This window comes from Halorubrum californiense DSM 19288 (genome assembly GCF_000336875.1).
Classification (GTDB): Archaea; Halobacteriota; Halobacteria; order Halobacteriales; family Haloferacaceae; genus Halorubrum; species Halorubrum californiense.
This window is the reverse complement of the sequence record NZ_AOJK01000025.1, coordinates 164,600-185,617: the sequence shown is the minus strand read 5'-3', so window position 1 is coordinate 185,617 and position 21,018 is coordinate 164,600. Positions and strand designations below refer to the sequence as shown.

The window sequence follows — 21,018 nt, the reverse complement described above, 5'->3', positions numbered from 1 at the left end:
GTCGGCCACCGGCGTAGAGGTGGATCCATGGCCGTCGCCGACTACGATTTCCACCTGTTCGACCTCGACGGGACGCTCGTCGACGCCGAGTGGGAGTACACCCGGACGGTGTTCGACCGCGTCGGCGACAGACTGGGTCGCGAGTTTTCGGACCGGGAGGCACGGGTCCTCTGGCACGGGCTCGGCGGCTCGCGAGCCGAGACGCTGCGCGGGATCGGCGTCGATCCCGACGCGTTCTGGCCGACGTTCCACGCGGTCGAGGACCCCGTGGCTCGCGCGGAGGCGACGTACCTCCACGAGGACGCCGCGCGCCTGCTCGACCACGTGAGCGAGGTCGGCGGGCCGACCGGACTCGTCACCCACTGTCAGGAGTTCCTCGCGGAGCCGGTCCTCGACCACGTCGACATCGGAGATCGGTTCGACGCGGTCGTCTGCTGCACCGACGAGACGGGGTGGAAGCCGGAACCGGACCCGATCGAGGCCGCGATGGGCGAACTCGGCGTCGACCCGGACCGCGGCCGCGGCTACTACGTCGGCGACGGCGAGAGCGACGTGGCGGCCGCGTGGAACGCCGGCCTCGACGCGGTCCACGTCGAGCGCGTCGGCCACGACGAGCGCGGGCGGTGCGTCCTCGGCGACCGGCGCGTGACTCGCCTCGACGAGCTGGTCGACGCGTCGTGAGCGATTTATCCCCTCTCGCGGCGACTCGCTATCCATGACGAAGTGGTTCCACAGCGGTCGGCGCCGCGACCTCTGCGCGCTGCTGTACGAGCACGGCGAGCTGCGCGCGCAGTCGGCGAAGAGCCGACTCGAATCACACTACGACGAGCGGATCGACCCCGGCTCCTTCTACGGCACCCTCTCCGCGCTCGTCGAGTCCGGCTACCTCGACCGCCGGACCGAGGGCATCGCCGACGTGTACGCGCTCACCGAGGCGGGCGAAACGGCGCTGCTCGACCACTACGCGTGGCTCGGCGAGCGGATCGAGAGCGGTGACGAAGGCGACGAGGGCGGTGACGGGCGCGAGAGGATTGACGTGGTCCAGAGCGGCGACGAGTCAGCGCACAAAGCGGAACGCGACCGCACGGATCTCAAAGATTAACAACTTCTCGGACTGAGTTAACATATAACCGTCGTCAGCGTGTCAATGCCGGAGGAGCTACTTGATCGGATCGACCAGTTCGCGGACGAACGCGGGTACACCGGCCGCAGCGAGGTCGTCCGGGAGGCTTCCCGGAACCTCCTCGGCGAGTTCGAGGACGCCAAACTGGAGGACCGCGCGCTGATGGCCGTGGTGACCGTCCTCTTCAACTACGAGACGACGAGCGTCGAGGAGCGGATGATGCGGCTGCGACACGAGCAGGAGGGGATCGTCGCCTCGAACTTCCACAGCCACGTCGGCTCACAGTACTGTATGGAACTGTTCGTGTTGGAGGGCGGCCTCGAAGAGATATCGACGTTCGTGGGGAAGGTCCGGGCGACGAAAGACACGCTCACGGTCGATTACAGCGTCACGCCGGTCGACGAGTTCGGCGCCGGCGCGCTCGGCGACGGCCACGGGGGCGGCGAGTCCGACGACGAGGCGGACGATGGCGCGCCGGTAGAAGCGAACGAGGACGACTAAGCGGTCTCAGGCCGGACGGATTCGAGCGCCGCGTCGAAGTCATCGCCGGTGACGCCGACGTCGTCGGCGTGGTCGTTGGCGGCCTCGCCGTGTTCGTCGGCGACGCGCTCGATGGCGCGCATCGCGGCCGCCCGCGTCAGCGAGGCGATCTCCGCGCCGGAGTACCCCTCCGTCTCGTCGGCGATCCGATTCAGGTCGACGCCGTCGGTCAGGGGTTTCTCGCGCGTGTGGACCTCCAAGATCTTCCGACGCGCTTCGCGGTCGGGCTCCGGCACCTCGACGTGCGTCTCCAAGCGGCCGGGACGGAGCAGCGCCGGGTCGAGCGCGTCGCGCCGGTTGGTCGCCGCGAGGACGACGAGATTCGGGTTGTCGCTGGCGCGGTCGAGTTCGGTCAGCAGCTGGGAGACGACGCGCTCGCTCACGCCGGAGCCGTCGCCGCCGGCCGCGTCGCGGTCGGTCGCGACCGCGTCGATCTCGTCGAAGAAGATGATCGCGGGCGCCGCCTGCCGGGCGCGGTCGAACAGCTCGCGGACCGCCTTCTCCGACTCGCCGACGTACCGGTCGAGCAGCTCCGGCCCCGCGACCTGAATGTAGTTGACGCCGCTCTCGCCGGCGATGGCGCGCGCGAGCAGCGTCTTCCCGGTCCCGGGCGGCCCGTACAGCAGGACCCCGGTCGGCGGGTCGGCGCCCGCCGCGTCGAAGAGGGGGCCGTACGACAGCGGCCACGTCACGGCGCGTTCGAGCTCCTCCTTCGCGTCGTCGAGGCCGCCGACGTCGGCGAAGTCGGTCGTCGGCTGCTCGGCGACGTACTCGCGCATCGCGCTCGGCTCGACGTTAGCGTGGGCGGCCTCGAAGTCCGCCTTGGCCACGGTCACGTCCTTCAGCGCCCTCGAATCCGACTCGCGGGCGCGCCGGAGGGCGGTCATCGCCGCCTCCTGCGCGAGCCCCTCGATGTCGGCGCCGACGAACCCGTGCGTCCGGCTCGCGATCCGGTCGAGGTCCACGTCGTCCGCGAGCGGCATCCGGCGCGTGTGCACGTCGAGGATCTGCCGGCGCCCCGCCTCGCCGGGGACGCCGATCTCGATCTCGCGGTCGAAGCGGCCGCCGCGTCGGAGGGCGGGGTCGATGGTGTCGACGCGGTTCGTCGCCCCGATGACGATCACGTCGCCGCGGGCGTCGAGGCCGTCCATCAGCGAGAGCAGCTGGCCGACGACGCGGTTCTCCACGTCGCCGCCGTCGTCGCGCTTGCCCGCGATCGAGTCGATCTCGTCGAAGAAGACGATCGCCGGTGCGTCCTCGCTCGCGCGCTCGAACACCTCCCGGAGGCGCTCCTCCGACTCCCCCTTGTACTTCGACATGATCTCCGGGCCGTCGACGGTGATGAACGTCGCGTCGACCTCGTTGGCGACGGCGCGGGCGATGAGCGTCTTCCCGGTCCCCGGCGGGCCGTGGAGGAGGACCCCCTTCGGCGGGTCGATGCCGAGCCGGGTGAACACCTCCGGCTCGGAGAGCGGGAGCTCGATCGTCTCCCGGACCAGCTCCAACTCCTCGTCGAGCCCGCCGATGTCCTCGTAGGTCGCGCCCGCGGTGTGTTCGGCGGGCGGGGAGTCGCCCTTCGGACGGGCGTCGTCGCCCGGCAGGTCGGTTCCCGAGTCGGGGTCGGTCGCGGGCCGGTCGGCGTCCGCGGTCGCCGACGCGTCGGCGCGGTCGCTCGCGGCCCCGACGTCGCCCTCGTACTCGACGGACACGTCGGTCGACGCCGTGATCCGGACGGTCCCCGACGGCGCCGTCCGAGCGACGACGAAGCGGAGCCCGCCCAGCCGTTCGACGTGGACGGCCTCCCCTTCGCTGACGGGGCGGTCGCGGAGTTCGCGGGAGAGCGCGCGCTCGACGACCTCGCGGCTCACGTCCACCTCGGCGAGGCGCCCGGGCGCGGCCAGCGTGACGCGGTCGGCGTCGGAGACGTCGACGGCGGCGATCGTGACGGTGTCGCCGACCTTCACGCCGGCGTTCGCGCGGGTGTCGGCGTCGATGAGGACGGAGCCGTCCGGGGCGTCGGGACCGCCCGGCCACACCTTCGCCACGGCGGTGCGCTCGCCGCGCACCTCGACCGTGTCGCCGCTGAGGAGGGCGAGTCGCTTGCGGGCCGACTCGGGGAGCCTGGCAATGCCCCGGCCCGCGTCCCGCTTCTCGGCGGCACGCACCGTGAGCCGGAGCCCTGCGGTGTCGTTCATACCCGTCGTTCTCGCCGGCGGCTCTTTATCCTTGTCCGGCGCCGTCGTGATCCGGCTCCGGTAGTGGATATCGATTCGGAACGACCGCGAGTGGAGCGGTGATTGCTTATATACGCCAACTGCGGTGGCGCGTGCCGGCGAGCGCCCGAAGGGCGCGAGTCGCACGCGCGAGGGACGCGGCGAACGCGAGCGGCGTAGCCGCGAAGTGTGAGCCGCGAGGCTGGGGAGGCATGAGGCGCGGTCGCGGAGCGGGGCGGGGACTCAAAGGGGCAGTCACGAGGGCGAAGGCGCGCGACGCAAGGACCGCAAGGAGCGAGCGAAGCGAGCGACTGAGGACCGCAGCGAGCGCACCGAGCCCTCGTGACTGGGGCTTCGGAGGCGGTCACCGCAGGGCCGTCGATCGGTGATAAACGTCCAACTGCTCGATCCGGTCCACCACAGTCCCGCGAGTACCGACCGCAACCCCCTTCCCTCGGCCGGCCGCGGTGACTGGTATGCAACCGACCGGACACCTGCGGGGCGACGCGGTCCGCGTCGGCGGGGACGCCCGCCAGCGCTTCTACGACGCCCGGGGGTACGGGCGGCCGCTCGACGGCAACGAGATCGCGCTCTCGCGGGTCGAGGCCGCGCACCTGCTGTTCCGCGGCGACCTCTCCGGGATCGAACTCGAATCCGGCTCAGACCCCGTCGGCTTCGAGCGCTTCTTCGTCGCGAGCGCGGCCGCGGCCGACCGCTTCGCGGTGCGCTTCCTCGTCTACTCGGACCTCCGCGACCGCGGCTTCTACCTCTCGCCCGCCCGCGAGCCGTGGCCGGGCGGGAGCGACGCGCCGAGCGACGCGGTCGACTTCGTCGCCTACGAGCGCGGCGAGACGCCCGACACGGGCAACGTGAAGTATCCGATCCAAGTCGTCGGCGAGCGCGAGTCGGTCGCGGCCGCGGAACTCTCCGGGCGCACCCTCGCGGTCGTCGACGAGGAGTCCGACATCACGTACTTCGCGGCCGAGGGAGGCCGCATCGACGGCGCGACCGACTACGAGCCCCCCGCCGACCTGACGGGCGTCCTCCTCGCCGACCGCGTCGTCGTCTGGGACGCTCCCGCGGACTTGTACGAGCGCGGCTTCTACGGGCGCCCGCTCACCGGACGGGCAGCCGACGTCGAGGGCGCCCTCCAGCTCTCGCTCGTCGAGGCCGCCTCGCTGGCCGCGGACGGGAGACTGTCGCTGTCGGCTTCGGTGGGGGTCGGAGACGTGGACGGGAAGACCGGTGACGCCGCGGCCCGCGTCGTCGCCCGCGGCCGCGACGTGGAGGGAGAGCGCTTCGACCGACGGCTCGCGGTGTACAAGCACCTCCGCGCGGCCGACGCGGTGCCGAAGACCGGCTTCAAGTTCGGCGCCGACTTCCGGACGTACCTCGACGTCGAGACGGTCGAGGATCTCCCGCACTCCGAACACCTCGTCCGCGTGGTGGGACCGGATCACGAGTTCTCGCCCCGCGAACTCTCGCTCGACGTGCGCCTCGCGGGCGGGGTCCGCAAGGAGATGGTGTTCGCGCTGACGGCGGTCGGGGAGGGGCACCCCGGCAACGACGCGCCGAGCGACGCCGGGGTGCCCGTTGACGGCGCCGACGCGCCCGTCGACGCCGACGTGGAGTGGCTCTCGGTCGACCGGCTGACGCCGTAACTCACTCCTCGATCGCGAAGGGAGCGACGTAGGTCCGGTCGTTCGCCCCGAGCGAGAAGACGTACTCGCCCGATCGGTGGACCACCGCGTCGCGGCGGTCCGACGCGTCCGGCGCGGTCGGGTCGTAGCGGATCTCCCACGTCTCCGTCTCGTCGGGAGCCAGCTCGATCACGGACAGGTTGTACGTTCCCGCCGGCGCGTTCGCCGCCGCTCGCCACTCGGGCGCCCCCGAGTCGGCGGCGTTGCGGAAGACGACCCACCGGTCCGGATTGACCGGGACCGGTTCGTCGCCCACGTTCGTGGCGACGACGCGGACGGTCCCGTCGTCCTGATCGAGGGAGAGCGAGAGACCGCCCGCCTGTTGGTCGGGACACACCGGATCGTCGATTCGCTCACCGTCCGGTCCTATCGCGGGACAGGCGGGTGAGCCGCCCGACAGACACCCGGCGACGACGACGAGGCAACCGACCGCGACGAGTGCGAGCCGAGACATCACCGACACGACGGCGCGCCGTTCGAAGAGGACTCCGAAGGCTACAACGATCCCTTGAATCACGGCTCCCGAGCGCGAACATCGTCGGAGAACAGGAGGTTTTTTCCGGCGGTGACGCCCTTCCCCACCCATGGACGATCCCTCCACCTTCTCGTCCGAATCGGGCGCGTACGACATCTCCACGGTCGACCTCAGCGACGACCGCTACGAGGTGAAACAGTCGATGGTTCGAGACAAGTACACCGTCCGCGACAGCGCCGGGAACGTCGTCCTCCGCGGGAAACAGAAGCTGTTCAAGCTGAAAGAGGAGTTCCCGTTCGTCACCGGCGACGACGAGGACGCCTTCTCGGTGAAGGCGGGCGGCATCATGGATGTCGCGGGCAACTACGCGATCACCGACGCGGGCACCGGCGAGGAGGTCGTCGTCTTGGACGAGGACTACTCGCTGTTCGTCGAGAACTGGACGGTCCGCGACCCCGAGACGGGGGAGGCGGTGGCGACGATTCGGTCGAAAAACAAGCTCCTCTCGACGCTCCGCCACCTCGTCGGCGCCGCGAACCTGATCCCGAACAAGTACGAGATATTCGACGCCGACGGCGGCCACGTCGGCGACATCGAGGGGGAGTTCTCGATGCGCGACGAGTACACGGTCACCATCGACGACGCGAGCGACGTGCCGAAGGAGGCGGTGATCGCGGCCGCCTGTATCCTCGACGCCTTGGAGAACAAGTAGCGGCCGCGACGGAGGGACGGCGCCGGCTACTCCCCGCCCAGTTTCGACTCGCCGACGGCGTCGTGGCCCTCGATGACCTCCGTGCCGCCCATGTACGGGCGCAGCGCCTCGGGGACGGTGACGGTGCCGTCGTCGTTCTGGTAGTACTCCAGAATTGCGACGACGATCCGCGGGACCGCGAGCCCCGAGCCGTTCAGCGTGTGGAGATACTCCGCGGACTCGTGGTGTTCCTCGCGGTACTGAATGCCGGCGCGGCGCGCCTGGAAGTCCTCGAAGTTCGAGACCGAGGAGACCTCGAGCCAGCGGCCGCCCTGCTCGGGACCCTCCTCCATGTCGTCGGCGGGCGCCCACACCTCGACGTCGTACTTCTTCGCCTGCGTGAACCCGAGGTCGCCCGTACACATCTCCAAGATGCGGTACGGGAGGTCGAGGCGGCGCAGCACCTCCTCGGCCTCGTCGACGAGCCCCTCGAAGCGCTCGTCGCTCTCCTCGGGCCGGACGAAGTTCACCATCTCCACCTTGTTGAACTGGTGGACGCGGACGATGCCGCGCGTCTCGGTGCCGTGTTCGCCGGCCTCCTGCCGGAAGTTGGGCGTGTACGCCTGATACTTGAGCGGGAGGTCCTCGCCGAGGAGGATCTCGTCGCGGTGGAGGTTCGTGACGGGAACTTCCGCGGTCGGGAGCAGCCAGAGGTCGTCGTCGTCGTACTCCTCCTCGTTGGTTCCCTCCACGCGGTAGGCGTCCTCGGTGAACTTCGGCAGCTGGCCGGTGCCCCGCATCGACGCGGAGTTGACGGGTATCGGCGGGAACACGTCCTCGTACCCCTGCTCGCGGTGGACGTCGAGCATGAACTGGATCAGCGCGTGTTCGAGGCGGGCGCCGTCGCCCTTCGCGACGTAGAACCCACCGCCGGCGACCTTCGCGCCGCGCTCGAAGTCGAGGATCTCCAGATCCTCGCCGAGGTCGTAGTGCGGCTCCACGTCGGCGGGGACGTCGCGCAGGTCGTCGAACCCCTCGCGGCGGCGCTCGACGTTCTCCGACTCGTCTTCGCCGATCGGGACCGACTCCTGCGGGATCTGCGGGAGTTCGAGCAGCGACTCCTCCAGTTCGGCTTCCAACTCGTCGGCTCGTTTCTCGATCGCTTGGAGTTCGGCCTTGAGGTCCTGAGAGCGTTCGATCGCCTCCTGGGCCGCCGCCTCCTCGCCGGCTCCTTTCAGCTCGCCGATCTTCGAGGAGACCTCGTTGCGCTCGTGGCGCAGGTCGTCGCCGCGCTGTTTCAGCTCTCGCCACTCCTCGTCGACGTCGAGTATCCGGTCGAGGTCGACGTCGACGCCCTTGTTTTCGAGCGCCTCGCGGACGACCTCGGGGTTCTCCCGGACGAACTGTCGAGACAGCATTTGTCGGGAGTTCCGCGGGGCGACCCAAAACCGTATCGGAGCGTCGTCACCGCGTGACAAGGATGCGGGCCGGGACGCGGAACCGCCGGCCTCAGGGAATGAACGCGAAGTTCGCGAACACCATGAGCAGCGCAAGCGCGGCGACGACCACGCCCATCACGCGCATCATGAGGATCCGCGTGTCGCTCGGCTCGATCGTCTGCGTCGAGCCGTCGGGCGAGCGGGTCTGCCAACTCGTCATCTTTCGCGGGAACGCCGCCATCGCCAGCGCGCCGGCGCTAACGAGGAGGGGGACGGCGACGAAGAACAGCCGGAATGGTGCGGGGAGCATGCGCGGTGGAGTCGCGACGCGAGTCAACAGAGCGTTACGGAATCGAGTGTGAGGCGGGGACGGACGCCGCTCCCGATGGCGGCCTCAGCGTCAGTACCCGCCCGGCAGCGCCATGCCGACCGCGAGCGCGACGAGCGGGACCGCGGCGACGAACGCGTACCAGAGGCCGGCGCCGCCGAGGAGGAGCCACGTCCCGACGCCGTATCCGGTCGGGTCCCAGTCGACGCCGACCCTCGGGAGACCGAGCGCGGCGACGGCGGGCCCGACGAGGCCGACGAGGACGCCGCCGAGCAGCGCCGTGAGCAGGAATCCGGAGCTCCAAGCGGGGCCCGCCTCGGCGGCGCGCGCGACGGTGAGAACGACCCCGACGAGGTACGGGACCGAGAGCCCGACCGCGACCGCGAGGTACGAGGGCAGGACCCGGCCCGCGGGCGGGAGCGCGCTGAACAGCGCTCGGAGCCGCGTCGACGCGAGGAACGGCGCGCACAGCCCTGCGGCGACGAGCCCGGGGAAGATCAGCAGCCCGACCGTCCACAGCAGTCCGACGAGCGAGTCGACGACCGCGGGAGCGGTGGAGAGCGGGACTGGCGAAGCGGTGGAGAGCGAGGCTGACGAACCGGAGGAGAGCGAGACCGATGGAGCGGGAAGGAGCGGGACCATAGGCGAGACGAGCCGCTCCGGGCGACAAACCTCTTGTGGTGCTCGGAGGGGGCCGCCGGCGACTCCGGCGACGCCGCCCCGACTCCGCGGCCGGAACCACCAGCGTTTATCCCGCTCGCCGCGACCGGCCGACAATATGCTCATCACGGGCGCGACGCTGGCCGACGGCCGGGTTCGGGACGTACGGATCGGCGACGACGGACGGATCGCCGCGGTCAGCGAGGGGCTCGGCGCCGACGCCGGCGAGCGCGTCCTCGAAGCGCGCGGGAGGCACCTCCTCCCGGGCGCGGTCGACGTCCACGTCCACTTCCGCGAGCCGGGCGGGAGCCACAAGGAGACGTGGACCTCTGGATCGGAGAGCGCGGCTGCGGGCGGCGTCACGACCGTCGTCGACCAGCCGAACACCTCGCCGCCCACCGTCGACGGCGCGGCCTTCTCGTCGAAGGCCGCGCTCGCGGCCGACTCGCTCGTCGATTACGGGATCAACGGCGGCGTGACGCCCGACTGGGACCCGGAGAGCCTCTTCGAGCGCCCGCTGTTCGCGCTCGGCGAGGTGTTCCTCGCCGACTCGACGGGCGACATGGGAATCGACGCCGACCTGTTCGCCGACGCGCTCGACGAGGCGAGCGCCCGCGACGTGCCGGTCACCGTCCACGCCGAGGACGCGACCCTGTTCGACGAGTCGGCGCTCGACGGCGACCTCGGGGGCGTCGGCACGGCCGCGACCGTCGACGCGTGGTCGGCCTACCGGACGGCGGACGCGGAGGTCGCCGCGGTCGAGCGCGCGCTCGCCGCGGCCGCGGACCGCGACGCGCGAGTCCACGTCGCGCACACCTCGACGCCGGAGGCGGTCGACGCCGTGGCGGACGCCGCCGAGGGCGGCACGGCGGCGACCTGCGAGGTGACGCCGCACCACCTCTACCTCTCCCGCGAGCGGGCGCGCTCGCTCGGCACGTTCGGGCGGATGAACCCGCCGCTCCGCTCCGAGGAGCGCCGCGAGGCGCTGTTCGCCCGCCTCGCGAAGGGCGCCGTCGACGTCGTCGCCACCGACCACGCGCCGCACACGGTCGGCGAGAAGCGGGCGGGGCTCGTCGACGCGCCGAGCGGCGTCCCCGGCGTCGAGACGCTGTACCCGCTGCTCCTCGAATCCGCACGGAAGGGGGAGCTCTCGCTCGAACGCGTCCGCGACGTCGTCGCCGCGAACCCCGCCGAGATATTCGGTCTCGACCGGAAGGGGGGGGTCGCGGAGGGGCGCGACGCCGACCTCGTCCTCGTCGACACCGCCGACCCGCGGGAGATAGAGGCCGCCGCGCTCCACAGCGCCCCCGCGTGGACCCCGTTCGAGGGGCTCCGAGGCGTCTTCCCCGAAATGACGCTCGTCCGCGGCGAGGTCGTCTACGAGCGCGACCCGGCGACCGGGGCGGCGTCGTTCGGCGAACCGGTCGGGCGGAACGTCAGGGAATCGTAGTTCCGACCGCCCCGCGAAGTCGACGCCTGACGGCGAAATCGGCCGCAACGACCGTATCACCGCCGGCGGAACGCATATGCCGTTGCTCTCCCTATCCGGGGTATATCGATGATCACGGGGAGCATTCGCACGGTCGTATCCGGACGGGGGCCCGACCCGGACGAGGCCGGCCGATCATGACTGACCCCGGGGAGTCGGGACCGGTCGGCGCCGGTCCCGCGGCGGACGCCGAGGCGGAGTCGGGCGGCGGCGAGGGGACGGGGGCGACGGACGGCACCACCGCGGCGGTCGAGCCAGAGACGCCCGCCGACGTCGCCGCGCTCGCGGCCCGGATCGTCGAAGAGGTCGAGGACGTGATCGTGGGCAAGCGCGACGCGGTCGAACACGTCCTCGTCACCGTGCTGGCTCGCGGGCACCTCCTCGTCGAGGACGTGCCGGGCGTCGGGAAGACGACGCTCGCGAAGTCGGTCGCCCGGTCGATCGACGGCTCGTTCAAGCGCGTCCAGTTCACGCCCGACCTCCTGCCCTCCGACGTCACCGGCGTCAACGTGTTCAACCGCCGCACCGACGAGTTCGACTTCCAGCCCGGCCCGGTGTTCGCCAACGTCGTCCTCGGCGACGAGATCAACCGCGCCCCGCCGAAGACGCAGTCGGCGCTGCTGGAGGCGATGGAGGAGAATCAGGTGACGACGGATGGAACCACCCGCAAACTGCCCGACCCGTTCTGCGTGATCGCGACCCAGAACGACGTGGAGCCCGGGCAGACGTACGAACTCCCGGTCGCGGAGGTCGACCGATTCACGAAGAAGATCCGGCTCGGCTATCCGGACGCGGAGGAGGAGGCCGCGATCCTCGGGCGGCTCGCCGGCGACCACCCGGTCGACTCGGTCGAGCCCGTGGCCACTATCGCGGACGTGCGGGCAGCCCGCCGGATCGTCGGCGAGATAGCGGCCTCGGAGGCGGTCCGGGAGTACGTGGCCCGGCTCGCGGTGTTCACCCGACACAACGCGAAGCTCGGGGCGAGTCCGCGCGGGAGCCTCGCGCTGATCCGCGCGTCGCAGGCCCGCGCCGCCCTCGACGGCCGCGGGTACGTGATCCCCGACGACGTCCAGGCGGAGGCGCCGAGCGTGCTCTCGCACCGCATCCGGACCGAGTCGGGCGGAACCGACGGCGCGGACGTCGTCGACGACGCGCTCGACCGAATCCGCGTGGAGTGACGACGATGACGTGGACACCACGATCACGGCGATGACCCCCGCACTCACCCGTCGGGGACGCGTCGCCGGCGTCGTCGGCCTCGTCGCGACCGCCAGCGCGCTCGCCGCCGGCGGGCGCGCGCTCGACGCCATCGTGATCCCGGTCGCCATCGCGCTCGCGGCCGGCTACGTCCAAGTGTCGCGGGCCGACGTCCCCGCCGTCCGCCACGTGACGCCCGCCGACGGGTTCGTCGGGGAGACGCGCGAGGTCCGCTTGGAGTTCGGTCCCGACGCTGTCGGGAGCGACGCCGCAGCGCCCTCGTTCCTCGCCGACGTGCGGGTCCGCGTGGACGACGGGCTCGACGGGCCGACGATGCCGATCCGGGCGGCCGTGGGCACCGAGCCGGTGTCGTACGCCGTGACGTACCGCGAGCGCGGCGAGCGGACGCTCGGCCCCGTCGATCTCACCGCGACCGACGTGTTCGGCCTCTTCGAGCGCGAGCTGCGCGTCGACGAGACCGACGCGGTGACGGTGTACCCGCCGCGCGACCCGATCCCGACGCGGTTCCGCCGCGAGCTGTACGCGGCCGACGCGGTCGACGTGAGCCGCCGGCGCGAGGAGTTCGACCGGCTCCGCGAGTACACCCGCGGCGACGCGGTCCGCGACGTCCACTGGGCGACGACCGCCAAGCGCGACGAGATCGTCGTCAAGGAGTTCGCGGCCGAGACCGCCCGGAACCGCGTGACGATCGCGGGCGGGACGGAGGCCCACAACGGCGAGGAACGGTCGGGGTTCGGCTGGGTCGACCGCGACGACGACGCGACCGCCGACCGCTCCGCGAGCGCGGCCGCGGCCGACGAGCTCGCGCGGGCGACGGCGAGCCTCGCGCTGGCGCTGCTCGACGACGGCGTCCCGGTCGACGTGCGGCTGCCCGGCGGTCGCGTCTCGGCGGCCCCGGGCGGCCGCGGCCGCCGCGAGGTGCTGGAGCTCGCGGCGCGGACCGGCCCGGGGGCGGTGACCGACGACGAGGCCGACGTGACGATCGTCGCCGACGCCGACGGCGCTCGCTTCCGGGCCGGCGATCGGTCCGTCTCGTTCGCCGACCTGCGGCGCGAGGCCGAGCGAGAGGGCTCGTCGGCTGACACCGTCGGTGACGACGGAGCGAGTCGGGGCGGAGACCCGCCGGACCGACGGGAGGTAGCGTCGCCGTGAGCCGCGACGCCCCGCTCCGGGAGCGACTCTCCCGGGCCGAATCCGACGGGACCGAATCAAACGGGACCGGCCGACGGATGGCCGACCCGGCGGTCGTCGGCGTCGCGGTCGTCGCCGCCGCGTACCTCGCCGTGTTCTTCCAGGTGACGAACGTCGTCGGCGGGACGGGGCGGACCGCGGCGGTGGTCGCGCTCGCGGGGCTCGGCGGGGTCGCGCTGGCGCGGGCCGTCGGCGAGCGGACCGCGCTGTGGCTGGCCGGACTGCTGTTCGCCGCGGGGCTCGCGGGGTACTTCCTCGCGATCCCGGCGAGCCAGCGCGCGCTGTTCACGGTGCGCAGCGTCGCCCTCGATCTCCTCGCGCTGTCGACCGGGCTCTCTGTGCTGCGGCTGGCGCTCGCGGACGTCTGGGTACTGGCGGTGGTCCCGGTGCCGACGTTTCTCGTCGGCTACTTCGCGGGGCGCGGGCGCCACGTCGCGGGCGCGACGGTCGCGGGCGCGACGCTCGGGTTCCTCGTGCTCACCGGCGACGCCGGGACGGGCGCCGCGGTCGCCGGTGTCGTCGGCCTCGCGCTCGCCGTGGGTCTCTCCACGCTCTCGACCCCGAGCCGGCGCCGCGGCCACGCGGGGACGTTCGCCGTGGTGGTCGCGGCGATGGTCGTCGCGAGCGCGACCGTCACCGTGATCCCGGCGGGCGCGGCGGCCCCGCTGGGGCTCGACCGCGGCTCGACGACGCTGGAGTCGAGCCTGAGCGGTGACGAGGAGCTGGAGGTCGTCGGCTCTACCCGGCTCTCTCCGGAGGTTCGGTACACGATCGAGAGCCCCGTCGAGCGGAACTGGCACACGGGCGCGTACGACACCTACACCGGCGACGGCTGGGTCAGGAGCGGTGAGCGGTCCGCGCTCAACGGCACGCTCTCGGGCCCGCCGGGAGCGAACGACAGCGTCGAGACGACGATCACCGCGGCGACCGAGTCGAGCGCGCTCCCGGCGCCGTGGAAGCCGGTCGCGGCCGCCGGCGGGGAGGCGGTCGAGGTCGACGAGCGCGGCAGCCTCCGGCTCGCCGAGCCGCTCGCCCCCAGCGAGACGGCGACCGTCGAGAGCCGCGTCCTCGACGCCGAGCCCGCGGCGCTCCGGAACGCCAGCACCGACTACCCGGCGGCGATCGAGGAGCGGTACACGCAGTTGCCCGAGAGCACGCCCGACCGGGTCGGCGACCGGACCGAGGAGATCGTCGCGGCGGCGGACGCGGAGTCGCCGTACGAGCGGGCGGCCGCGGTCGAGGCGTACCTCCGGTCGGAGTACGACTACTCGCTGACCGTCGAGCGGCCGGAGGGCGACGTCGCCGACGCGTTCCTCTTCGAGATGGACGCCGGCTACTGCGTCTACTTCGCGACGACGATGGCGGCGATGCTCCGGTCGCAGGGGATCCCCACGCGGATGGAGACCGGGTACACCTCGGGCGAGCAGGTCGGCGAGGACGAGTACGTCGTCCGCGGACAGAACGCCCACGCGTGGGTGTCGATCTACGTGCCGGACCACGGCTGGGTGGCGTTCGACCCGACCCCGTCCGACCCCCGCGACGAGGCGCGCGACACCCGGCTCGCGGAGGCGCGCGCCGACGGCGCCGAAGACGTCGACACGGAGGCGTCCGCGCCCGATCGGGAGGCGGAGGCCGACACGGACTCGGACCGCCCGAACTCGACCGACGACGAGTCGGGACCGAACGCGGACGGGAGCGACTCCTCCGGTCCGGCGGCGGTGGACACGAACGACACCAACGGCTCGCGCGGCGTCTCTCCCACCGACATCTCCCGCCTGGAAGGGTCGGGGACGGACGGCCTCTCGTCCAACGACGCCCCCGGGAGCCTCGGGACCGAAGACGGAGTCCCGCTCCCCGAACCGGAGACCGCGATCTACTGGCTGCTCGTCGCGGCCCTCGGCGTCGCGGGCGTCCGGCGAACGGGGCTCGCGAACCGGGCGGGCCGACGGATCGGTCCGGTGCTCCCCCGACGTCGCCGCGACCCGGCGGCGGACGCCGAGCGGGCGTTCGCCGACCTCGAACGGCTGCTCGCCGGGCGCTACCGCGAGCGACGACCCGGCGAGACGGCGCGAGACTACGTCGACGCGGTCCGGACGCTCGGCGCCGACGAGCGCGTCGATACCGTCGCGGCGGCGTACGAGCGCGCAGCGTACGCCGGGTCCGTGACGCGCGACGAGGCCGACGCGGCCCGCCGGGCCGTCCGGCGGCTCGCGCTGGAGCGACTGCCGCTCATCGGGCGGTTCGTCCGCTGATCGGGGGCTTCCCGACACTATTTAATACGGGCATCCTGTAGATTCGGGCTGTAATGTCGGAAGTCTGCTCGACGTGCGGACTGCCCCAGGAACTCTGCGTCTGCGAAGACGTCGCGAAAGAGTCCCAGCAGATCAGCATCCGCATCGACGAGCGCAGGTACGGTAAGGAGGTAACGGTCATCGAAGGATTCGACCCGAAGGACGTGGATCTGAGCTCACTCTCGTCGGATCTCAAGTCGAAGTTCGCCTGCGGCGGCACCGTCGAGGACGGCGCCATCGAACTCCAGGGGAACCACTCGGGTCGCGTGGAGGACTTCCTCCGCGACAAAGGTTTCAACGTCGCGTGACCGTCACCTGACCGTCCGCCGTCGAGCGCCGTTTCGAACCGCTTCCGCTCTCGTTTTTCTCCGAGTTGCGTCCGCGAGCGGCCGCACCGCCGGTCTCACGCCACCACGACCGCCCGCCCGACGACGAACGCCGCCGCCGCGAGGAACGTGCCGTACTTGAACCGTCGCTGCGCGGCGGCCGGGTCGGCGAAGGCCTCGTAGGTCGCGTACAGCATGACCGCGTCGGCGACCGCGACGACCGCGAGGTACGCCGCGCCGAGCGTTCCGGTGAGGTACGGTAGCGGGCTGACCGCGACGGCGACGACGAGCGCGGCCGCGCCGATCCACAGCGCCGTTCGCTCGCCGACCGCGATGGGGAGCGTCGCGAGCCCCTCCTCGCGGTCGCCGGCCACGTCCTCGACGTCTTTGATCACCTCGCGCGTGAACGTGGAGAGGCCGGCAAGCGCGGTGAGAACGAGGACCGCGTGCGGGTCGCCCACGGCGGCGCCGCCGAAGAGGAACGTCGAGCCGACGAGGTAGGCGACGAGGGCGTTGCCGAGGCCGGGCGTCCCCTTGAAGAGGCTCGTATAGGTGACGAGAGCGACGAGGTTCACCGCGGCGATACCGATCGCGAGCAGCGGGAGGGTGACCGCGGCCGCGACGGCGACGGCGAACCAGACGGTCGCGGTCGCGAGCGCGCCCCGGGGCGAGACGGCGCCCCGCGGGATCGGCCGGTCCGGGCGATTGACCGCGTCGATCTCGCGGTCGAAGTAGTCGTTGATCGCGTTGCCCGCGGCGACCGCGAAGGCTGTCGTGACGGCCGCGAGCGCGGTCGGGACGGCGGCGCCGCTCGCGCCGGCGACGAACGCGCCGGTGGCCGTGAGCACCCCGGCGGCGACGCAGTTGCCGAGGCGCGCGAGTTCGACGACGCCGCGGAGCGTGTCTCGCACGTCGTCCGCGTACTCCCGCCCGCGGGGAATAAACGGTGGGGATCGAAGATCCTCGCCAGCCCTCGCGCGGTACGCCACGGTCTGCCACGAACGTTTATCACGTGCGAAACGAAACCGGGGGGTATGGCGAAAGGCCTAGACGTCGGGACGATGAACATCCTCTCCGGGCGACAGGAGGGCGCGGAGACAGTGTTCGTACAGCAGCGCAACTCGTTCGTCGAGATCGAGTACAGCGACATGGCTGAGCAGATGCTCTCGCGCAGCGAAGTCCTCCACATCCGCAAGGACGACAAGGTGTACGTCGTCGGCGACGACGCCCTGAACTTCGCGAACATCTTCAACAAGGAGACCCGCCGGCCGATGCAACACGGCATCCTCTCCAGCGAGGAGGCGTCGGCCATCCCGATGATCAAGCTGATCACCGAGCAGGTGGTCGGCGAGCCCTCGAAGCCCAACGAGCGGCTGTTCTACTCCAGCCCCGCGGACCCGATCGACTCCGGGCTGACGACGCTGTATCACGAGAAGACGCTCGAATCGATGCTCGGCGACATGGGGTACGACCCCGAGCCGATCAACGAGGGGATGGCGGTCATCTACTCCGAACTCGCCGACAACAACTTCACCGGCCTCGGCATCTCCTTCGGCGCGGGGATGACGAACGTCTGTCTCGCCTACTACGCGGTCCCCGTCATGAAGTTCTCCATCGCCCGCGGGGGCGACTGGGTCGACGAGCAGACCTCGCAGGCGACGGGCACGCCCGTCGACAAGGTGACGAGCATCAAGGAGGACGACTTCGAACTCGACTTCCGCACCGACGTGGGCGGCGTCGAGGGCGCGCTCGCCATCTACTACGAGAACCTGCTCGACTACGTCATCGAGAACATCACCCGCGAGGTCGACGAGGAGGACGTCGAGGAGGGGCTCGACGTGCCCGTCGTCGTCACCGGCGGCACCTCCAGCCCGAACGGCTTCGAGGACCTGTTCGCCGACCACCTCGCGGACGCGAACATCCCGTTCTCGATCAGCGGCGTGCGCTCGGCCGACGAGCCGATGTACAGCGTCGCCAGCGGCGCGCTCGTCGCCGCGCGCTCCGAGGAGGGAGAGAGCGGCGGCGACTCGGGCGCCGCCGAGGAGCCCGCGGCCGAGGAGGCCGCGCCCGAGTCCGAGGACTGAGGCGACGACGCGACCGCGTCCGCCCGCCCGATTTTTCCGAACCGACCGAGCGCCGCGTCAGGTCCCGGGAATTCGCCGAAAGATAAAACCGACTCCGTCCGTAGCGGCTTCCATGTCCGACGCCGCCGGCGCCGAGGGGGACCGTCGCCTGCGGGTCGACCTCGACGTCGACCCGACCGGCGACCGCGGCTGTCCGATCGTTTCCGAGGCGGACGAGGCCGCCGAGGTGGCCGTCAACGCGGTCGGCGACGAGTGCGTCGTCGACGTGACGACGCCGGAGGGCGAGGTCCGCCGCGGGACCGGCGAGGTCGACGCGGACTGCCTCTGTCACGCGTTCGGTCGGCTCGGCTGCGTCCCGCACTTCCGGCGCGTCGAGGACGGAACGATACTCGTCACCGCGTACGTCGACGACCGGGCCGCCGTCCGCGGACTGGTCGAGGAGCTCCGCGGGGTCGTCGACCGGGTGCGGCTCGTCCGGCTCGCGGTCGTCGAGGGGCCGGACGCGACCGAGCAGGTCACCTTCGACCTCTCCGCGCTGACGCCGAAGCAGCGCCGCGGGCTCGAACTCGCGGTCGTCCGCGGCTACTTCGACGACGACCGCGACGTGCGCCTGAGCGACCTCGCCGACGAACTCGGGATCAGCAAGTCGGCGCTCTCCCAGCGGCTCCGCACGGCGCAGGCGAAGCTGGTCACCGACGTCTTCGACGGCGCGGAGCGGCCGGAGCCCTCTTGAAACCATACACCGGTAAAGCGGGACGCCGAGGGAGCGCGGGCGCCTCAATCCGGGCATGAGCGACGACGACGACCCGCCGGCCGTCGAGCCGGTCCACGACGACGCGGCTGTCGGACTCGTGCGCAACGCCATCGGCGTCGCCCGCGGCGAGGTGCCCGCGGAGCGCTTCTCGGCGAAGTACGATACCGGAGGCGTCTCGGAAGAGGAACGGGAGTGAGCGCCCGCCGGCGGGCGAGCCTCAGTCGTCCGCGGGCGCGGACCGGTCCCCGCCGTCGATCCGCGCGAGCGCCTCCTCGCCGGCGCGCTCCGACTCCGTGAGGTAGCACTTCGGGTCGGGCGCGAACGGGTCGCCGTGCGCCGAGAGCGCGCGGAGCCGCGAGCCGCCGCGACAGATGGATTGGTACGCGCAGTCGGCACAGCGCCCGGAGAGGCGTTCCTCCCGCTCGCGGAGCCCTGCGAGGAGCGGGTTCGACTCGTCGGACCAGATCGCGCCGAACGAGCGGTCCCGGACGTTTCCGGGGGAGTACCCCTGCCAGAACTGCGTGAGGTGGACGTTGCCGACCGGGTCGACGTCGGCGACGCGCTCGCCGGTCGGGTCGCCCCCGTTGCGTTCGAGGTACTGATAAATGAGCCGCGCGCGGTCTTCCCCCATCTCGCGGTCGGCGTACTCGACGAGGTGGCCCGCGTCGGCGTAGTTGCCGACGAGGAGCGTCTCTATCTCCTCGCCGCGGTCGTGGTACTCGCGGGTGAGGTCACAGAGGTCGGTGACCGCCTTCCGGGTCGCCTCGGGCGAGAGGTCGACGTCCGAGATGTCGGCGCCGCGGCCGCCGTAGTCGAGGTGGTAGAAGCAGAAGCGGTCGACGCCGACGTCGGCGAGCAGGTCGACGACGCCCGCGAGGTCGTCGACGTTGTGCTCGGTGATCGTGTACCGCAGCCCGGTCTTGAGCCCGACGTCGAGACAGGCCTCGATCCCCCGCACGGCGGCGTCGAACGCGCCCTCCTCGCCCCGGATGCGGTCGTTGCGCTCGGGGAGCCCGTCGACGGAGACGCCGGCGTACTTGAGCCCCGCCTCCTTCAGCTCGCGGGCGCGGTCGCGGGTGAGGAGGGTGCCGTTCGTCGAGAGGACCGGCCGGATCCCGCTGTCGGCGGCGTACGCGACCAGTTCGGTGAGGTCCTCGCGGACGAGCGGCTCGCCGCCGGAGAAGAGGAGGACCGGCACGCCGAACTCGGCGAGGTCGTCGATGAGCGCCTTCCCCTCCGCGGTCGACAGCTCGTTCGGGGCGCCCTCGCCGTCGGCGCCCGCGTAGCAGTGTTCGCAGTAGAGGTTACACCGCTTCGTGGTGTTCCAGACGACGACCGGGCGCTGCTGTTTCTCCTCCGTGATCTGCGATTCCTTCGAGCCGTCGGCCGCGTCGTACCGGAGCCCGTCGCTCTCGGCGTCGAGCCCGCACAGCAGCTTGCTGACGGAGATCATCGCGACCCCTCCGCGGGCGGCTCCGGGGCGTCTCCCCCGTCGTCGACCGGCGCGCTGCCGCACGCGACCGTCGGGGTCCCCTCCGTCTCCTCGTAGACGCGCGGCTCGTCGGCGCCGGCGGGTGGTTCGTCGCCCTCCGGCTCGTCGCCTCTTTCCCCGTCGCTCTCGCCCCCGTCACCCGCCAGCGACTCCGCGGAGTACCGGGACACCTCCGCGGCCGGACACACCCACACGTCGCGGGCGTACCACGCGAAGAGCTTGCTCGCCTCCTCGTGGGCGACGTCCGGCGTCGGCGCGGCGACGGTGCCGACGTGGCGGAGCGGGTCCGACTCCTCCTCGCGGACGAACACCTCGAACCGGCGACCGTCGGCCGACCGGGGCCCGTTCGCGCTCTCGCTTCGGTCCGTCTTCTCGACCATACCCCCGATACGGACGGTCCCCCGAACGGGGTTTCGCGCGTTTTCACGGCCGCGAAATTCGGCCGAACCTGTTCGGGAGACGGAGGTCGACGCGACCAGATTCCGAAGAGATGCGGGCGATCGGGAGGCTCGCCGCTACCGAATCGAGGTGAGATGCGAGGACCGTAAGCGGCGCGGTCCCGGGTGAGAACGGCTGCTACCGCGGAAAGGAGGGTCCGATCAGATGACGCGGTTCTGCAGGTAGTCGAGGTGTTTCGCGTTGTAGACGATTTTGACCTCGTCGGTGGCCGGGCTCCCGATACAGGTGAGGCGGACGTTCTTCTCCTCGACCTCCTCGTCGGAGAGGATCTGCTGCATGTCCATCTCGATGTCGCCCTCCTTCACGATGGACGCGCAGTTCGCGCAGGCGCCGGCGCGGCACGAGAAGGGCCAGTCGTAGCCCTGTGCCTCGGCGGATTCGAGGATGTACTCGCCCTGGTTCACTTCGAGGGTACCGTAGTCCTCGGCGTCGAGGTCGGCGTCGGCGGCCTCCTCGAAGAGGTTGTCGTCGTCCATCGCCCAGCCGTGGTCGTCGAGCACTTCGTAGTTGAGGTATTCTACTGTGGGCATCACCTGTTGGTTTGA

The 21,018-nt window shown here is 71.5% G+C and carries 22 protein-coding genes; 13 read left to right on the top strand and 9 right to left on the bottom strand.

Going from position 1 to position 21,018, the window contains the following annotated elements:
• The first annotated feature begins 27 nt into the window (after window positions 1-27).
• The 3 genes from C463_RS05810 to C463_RS05800 are packed head-to-tail and all read left to right on the top strand — an operon-like array spanning window position 28 to window position 1,624.
• Window positions 28-681 carry an HAD family hydrolase gene (locus C463_RS05810; RefSeq protein ID WP_008441932.1) on the top strand — a complete coding sequence of 218 codons (654 nt, stop codon included), beginning with the start codon at window positions 28-30 and terminating at the stop codon, window positions 679-681.
• A 34-nt stretch (window positions 682-715) separates the two neighbouring features.
• Window positions 716-1,102, top strand: a complete 387-nt coding sequence (locus C463_RS05805) for a PadR family transcriptional regulator (RefSeq protein WP_008441931.1) — start codon at window positions 716-718, stop codon at window positions 1,100-1,102.
• A 24-nt stretch (window positions 1,103-1,126) separates the two neighbouring features.
• Window positions 1,127-1,624: a CopG family ribbon-helix-helix protein gene (locus tag C463_RS05800; protein WP_049905589.1), complete on the top strand. Its 498-nt coding sequence runs from the start codon at window positions 1,127-1,129 to the stop codon at window positions 1,622-1,624.
• Here C463_RS05800 and C463_RS05795 read toward each other — a convergent pair.
• Window positions 1,621-3,858 carry an AAA family ATPase gene (locus C463_RS05795; protein WP_008441929.1) on the bottom strand — a complete coding sequence of 746 codons (2,238 nt, stop codon included), beginning with the start codon at window positions 3,856-3,858 and terminating at the stop codon, window positions 1,621-1,623. The two genes, C463_RS05800 and C463_RS05795, sit on opposite strands and share 4 nt — an antisense overlap.
• Before the next feature lie 494 nt (window positions 3,859-4,352).
• On the opposite strand from C463_RS05795, the gene endA reads away from it, so the two are divergent.
• Complete coding sequence (gene endA, locus C463_RS05790; protein ID WP_008441928.1) at window positions 4,353-5,537, top strand: tRNA-intron lyase; 1,185 nt, start codon at window positions 4,353-4,355, stop codon at window positions 5,535-5,537.
• 1 nt (window position 5,538) lies between these two features.
• Here the strand turns inward: endA and C463_RS05785 are convergent, their stop codons facing one another.
• Entirely contained in the window at window positions 5,539-6,030 is a 492-nt protein-coding gene (locus C463_RS05785) for a hypothetical protein (protein ID WP_049905604.1), read from the bottom strand.
• A gap of 130 nt (window positions 6,031-6,160) precedes the next feature.
• On the opposite strand from C463_RS05785, the gene C463_RS05780 reads away from it, so the two are divergent.
• Window positions 6,161-6,763, top strand: a complete 603-nt coding sequence (locus C463_RS05780; RefSeq protein WP_008441926.1) for a hypothetical protein — start codon at window positions 6,161-6,163, stop codon at window positions 6,761-6,763.
• 26 nt (window positions 6,764-6,789) lie between these two features.
• Here C463_RS05780 and serS read toward each other — a convergent pair whose 3' ends face one another.
• The 3 genes from serS to C463_RS05765 all read right to left on the bottom strand — a co-directional run bounded on the left by serS (window position 6,790) and on the right by C463_RS05765 (window position 9,151).
• Window positions 6,790-8,160: a serine--tRNA ligase gene (gene serS, locus C463_RS05775; RefSeq protein ID WP_008441924.1), complete on the bottom strand. Its 1,371-nt coding sequence runs from the start codon at window positions 8,158-8,160 to the stop codon at window positions 6,790-6,792.
• A gap of 91 nt (window positions 8,161-8,251) precedes the next feature.
• Window positions 8,252-8,491 carry a hypothetical protein gene (locus tag C463_RS05770; protein ID WP_008441922.1) on the bottom strand — a complete coding sequence of 80 codons (240 nt, stop codon included), beginning with the start codon at window positions 8,489-8,491 and terminating at the stop codon, window positions 8,252-8,254.
• Between the two features lie 90 nt (window positions 8,492-8,581).
• Window positions 8,582-9,151, bottom strand: a complete 570-nt coding sequence (locus tag C463_RS05765) for a hypothetical protein (protein WP_008441920.1) — start codon at window positions 9,149-9,151, stop codon at window positions 8,582-8,584.
• Between the two features lie 136 nt (window positions 9,152-9,287).
• Here C463_RS05765 and C463_RS05760 point away from each other — a divergent pair, with 136 nt between their 5' ends.
• From C463_RS05760 to yciH, 5 genes are all read left to right on the top strand, one after another.
• Window positions 9,288-10,619, top strand: coding sequence for a dihydroorotase (locus C463_RS05760; protein ID WP_008441919.1), 1,332 nt, complete (start codon window positions 9,288-9,290; stop codon window positions 10,617-10,619).
• Between the two features lie 176 nt (window positions 10,620-10,795).
• Entirely contained in the window at window positions 10,796-11,836 is a 1,041-nt protein-coding gene (locus C463_RS05755) for an AAA family ATPase (protein WP_008441916.1), read from the top strand.
• Between the two features lie 31 nt (window positions 11,837-11,867).
• Window positions 11,868-13,028 carry a DUF58 domain-containing protein gene (locus C463_RS05750; RefSeq protein WP_049905602.1) on the top strand — a complete coding sequence of 387 codons (1,161 nt, stop codon included), beginning with the start codon at window positions 11,868-11,870 and terminating at the stop codon, window positions 13,026-13,028.
• Complete coding sequence (locus C463_RS05745; protein ID WP_008441914.1) at window positions 13,025-15,319, top strand: transglutaminase family protein; 2,295 nt, start codon at window positions 13,025-13,027, stop codon at window positions 15,317-15,319. The genes C463_RS05750 and C463_RS05745 overlap by 4 nt, the downstream gene beginning before the upstream one ends.
• A gap of 53 nt (window positions 15,320-15,372) precedes the next feature.
• Window positions 15,373-15,666: a stress response translation initiation inhibitor YciH gene (gene yciH / locus C463_RS05740; protein ID WP_004596695.1), complete on the top strand. Its 294-nt coding sequence runs from the start codon at window positions 15,373-15,375 to the stop codon at window positions 15,664-15,666.
• Window positions 15,667-15,761: 95 nt separating this feature from the next.
• Here the strand turns inward: yciH and C463_RS05735 are convergent, their stop codons facing one another.
• Window positions 15,762-16,595, bottom strand: a complete 834-nt coding sequence (locus C463_RS05735) for a geranylgeranylglycerol-phosphate geranylgeranyltransferase (protein ID WP_008441913.1) — start codon at window positions 16,593-16,595, stop codon at window positions 15,762-15,764.
• A 123-nt stretch (window positions 16,596-16,718) separates the two neighbouring features.
• Between C463_RS05735 and C463_RS05730 the strand changes: the two genes are divergently transcribed.
• The 3 genes from C463_RS05730 to C463_RS18965 all read left to right on the top strand — a co-directional run bounded on the left by C463_RS05730 (window position 16,719) and on the right by C463_RS18965 (window position 18,718).
• Complete coding sequence (locus C463_RS05730) at window positions 16,719-17,768, top strand: cell division FtsA domain-containing protein (RefSeq protein WP_008441912.1); 1,050 nt, start codon at window positions 16,719-16,721, stop codon at window positions 17,766-17,768.
• Between the two features lie 112 nt (window positions 17,769-17,880).
• A complete protein-coding gene (locus tag C463_RS05725) occupies window positions 17,881-18,501 on the top strand; it encodes a helix-turn-helix domain-containing protein (RefSeq protein ID WP_008441911.1) in 621 nt (206 codons plus the stop codon).
• 55 nt (window positions 18,502-18,556) lie between these two features.
• Complete coding sequence (locus C463_RS18965) at window positions 18,557-18,718, top strand: hypothetical protein (protein WP_158294456.1); 162 nt, start codon at window positions 18,557-18,559, stop codon at window positions 18,716-18,718.
• Between the two features lie 21 nt (window positions 18,719-18,739).
• Here the strand turns inward: C463_RS18965 and C463_RS05720 are convergent, their stop codons facing one another.
• The 3 genes from C463_RS05720 to fer all read right to left on the bottom strand — a co-directional run bounded on the left by C463_RS05720 (window position 18,740) and on the right by fer (window position 21,003).
• On the bottom strand, window positions 18,740-19,975 hold the full coding sequence (locus tag C463_RS05720; RefSeq protein WP_008441910.1) for a TIGR04347 family pseudo-SAM/SPASM protein: 1,236 nt from the start codon (window positions 19,973-19,975) through the stop codon (window positions 18,740-18,742).
• Window positions 19,972-20,394, bottom strand: a complete 423-nt coding sequence (locus C463_RS05715; RefSeq protein WP_008441908.1) for an Htur_1727 family rSAM-partnered candidate RiPP — start codon at window positions 20,392-20,394, stop codon at window positions 19,972-19,974. Before C463_RS05715 ends, C463_RS05720 begins: the two co-directional genes overlap by 4 nt.
• A gap of 219 nt (window positions 20,395-20,613) precedes the next feature.
• Window positions 20,614-21,003 carry a ferredoxin Fer gene (gene fer, locus C463_RS05710; protein WP_008441896.1) on the bottom strand — a complete coding sequence of 130 codons (390 nt, stop codon included), beginning with the start codon at window positions 21,001-21,003 and terminating at the stop codon, window positions 20,614-20,616.
• Window positions 21,004-21,018 lie beyond the last annotated feature (15 nt).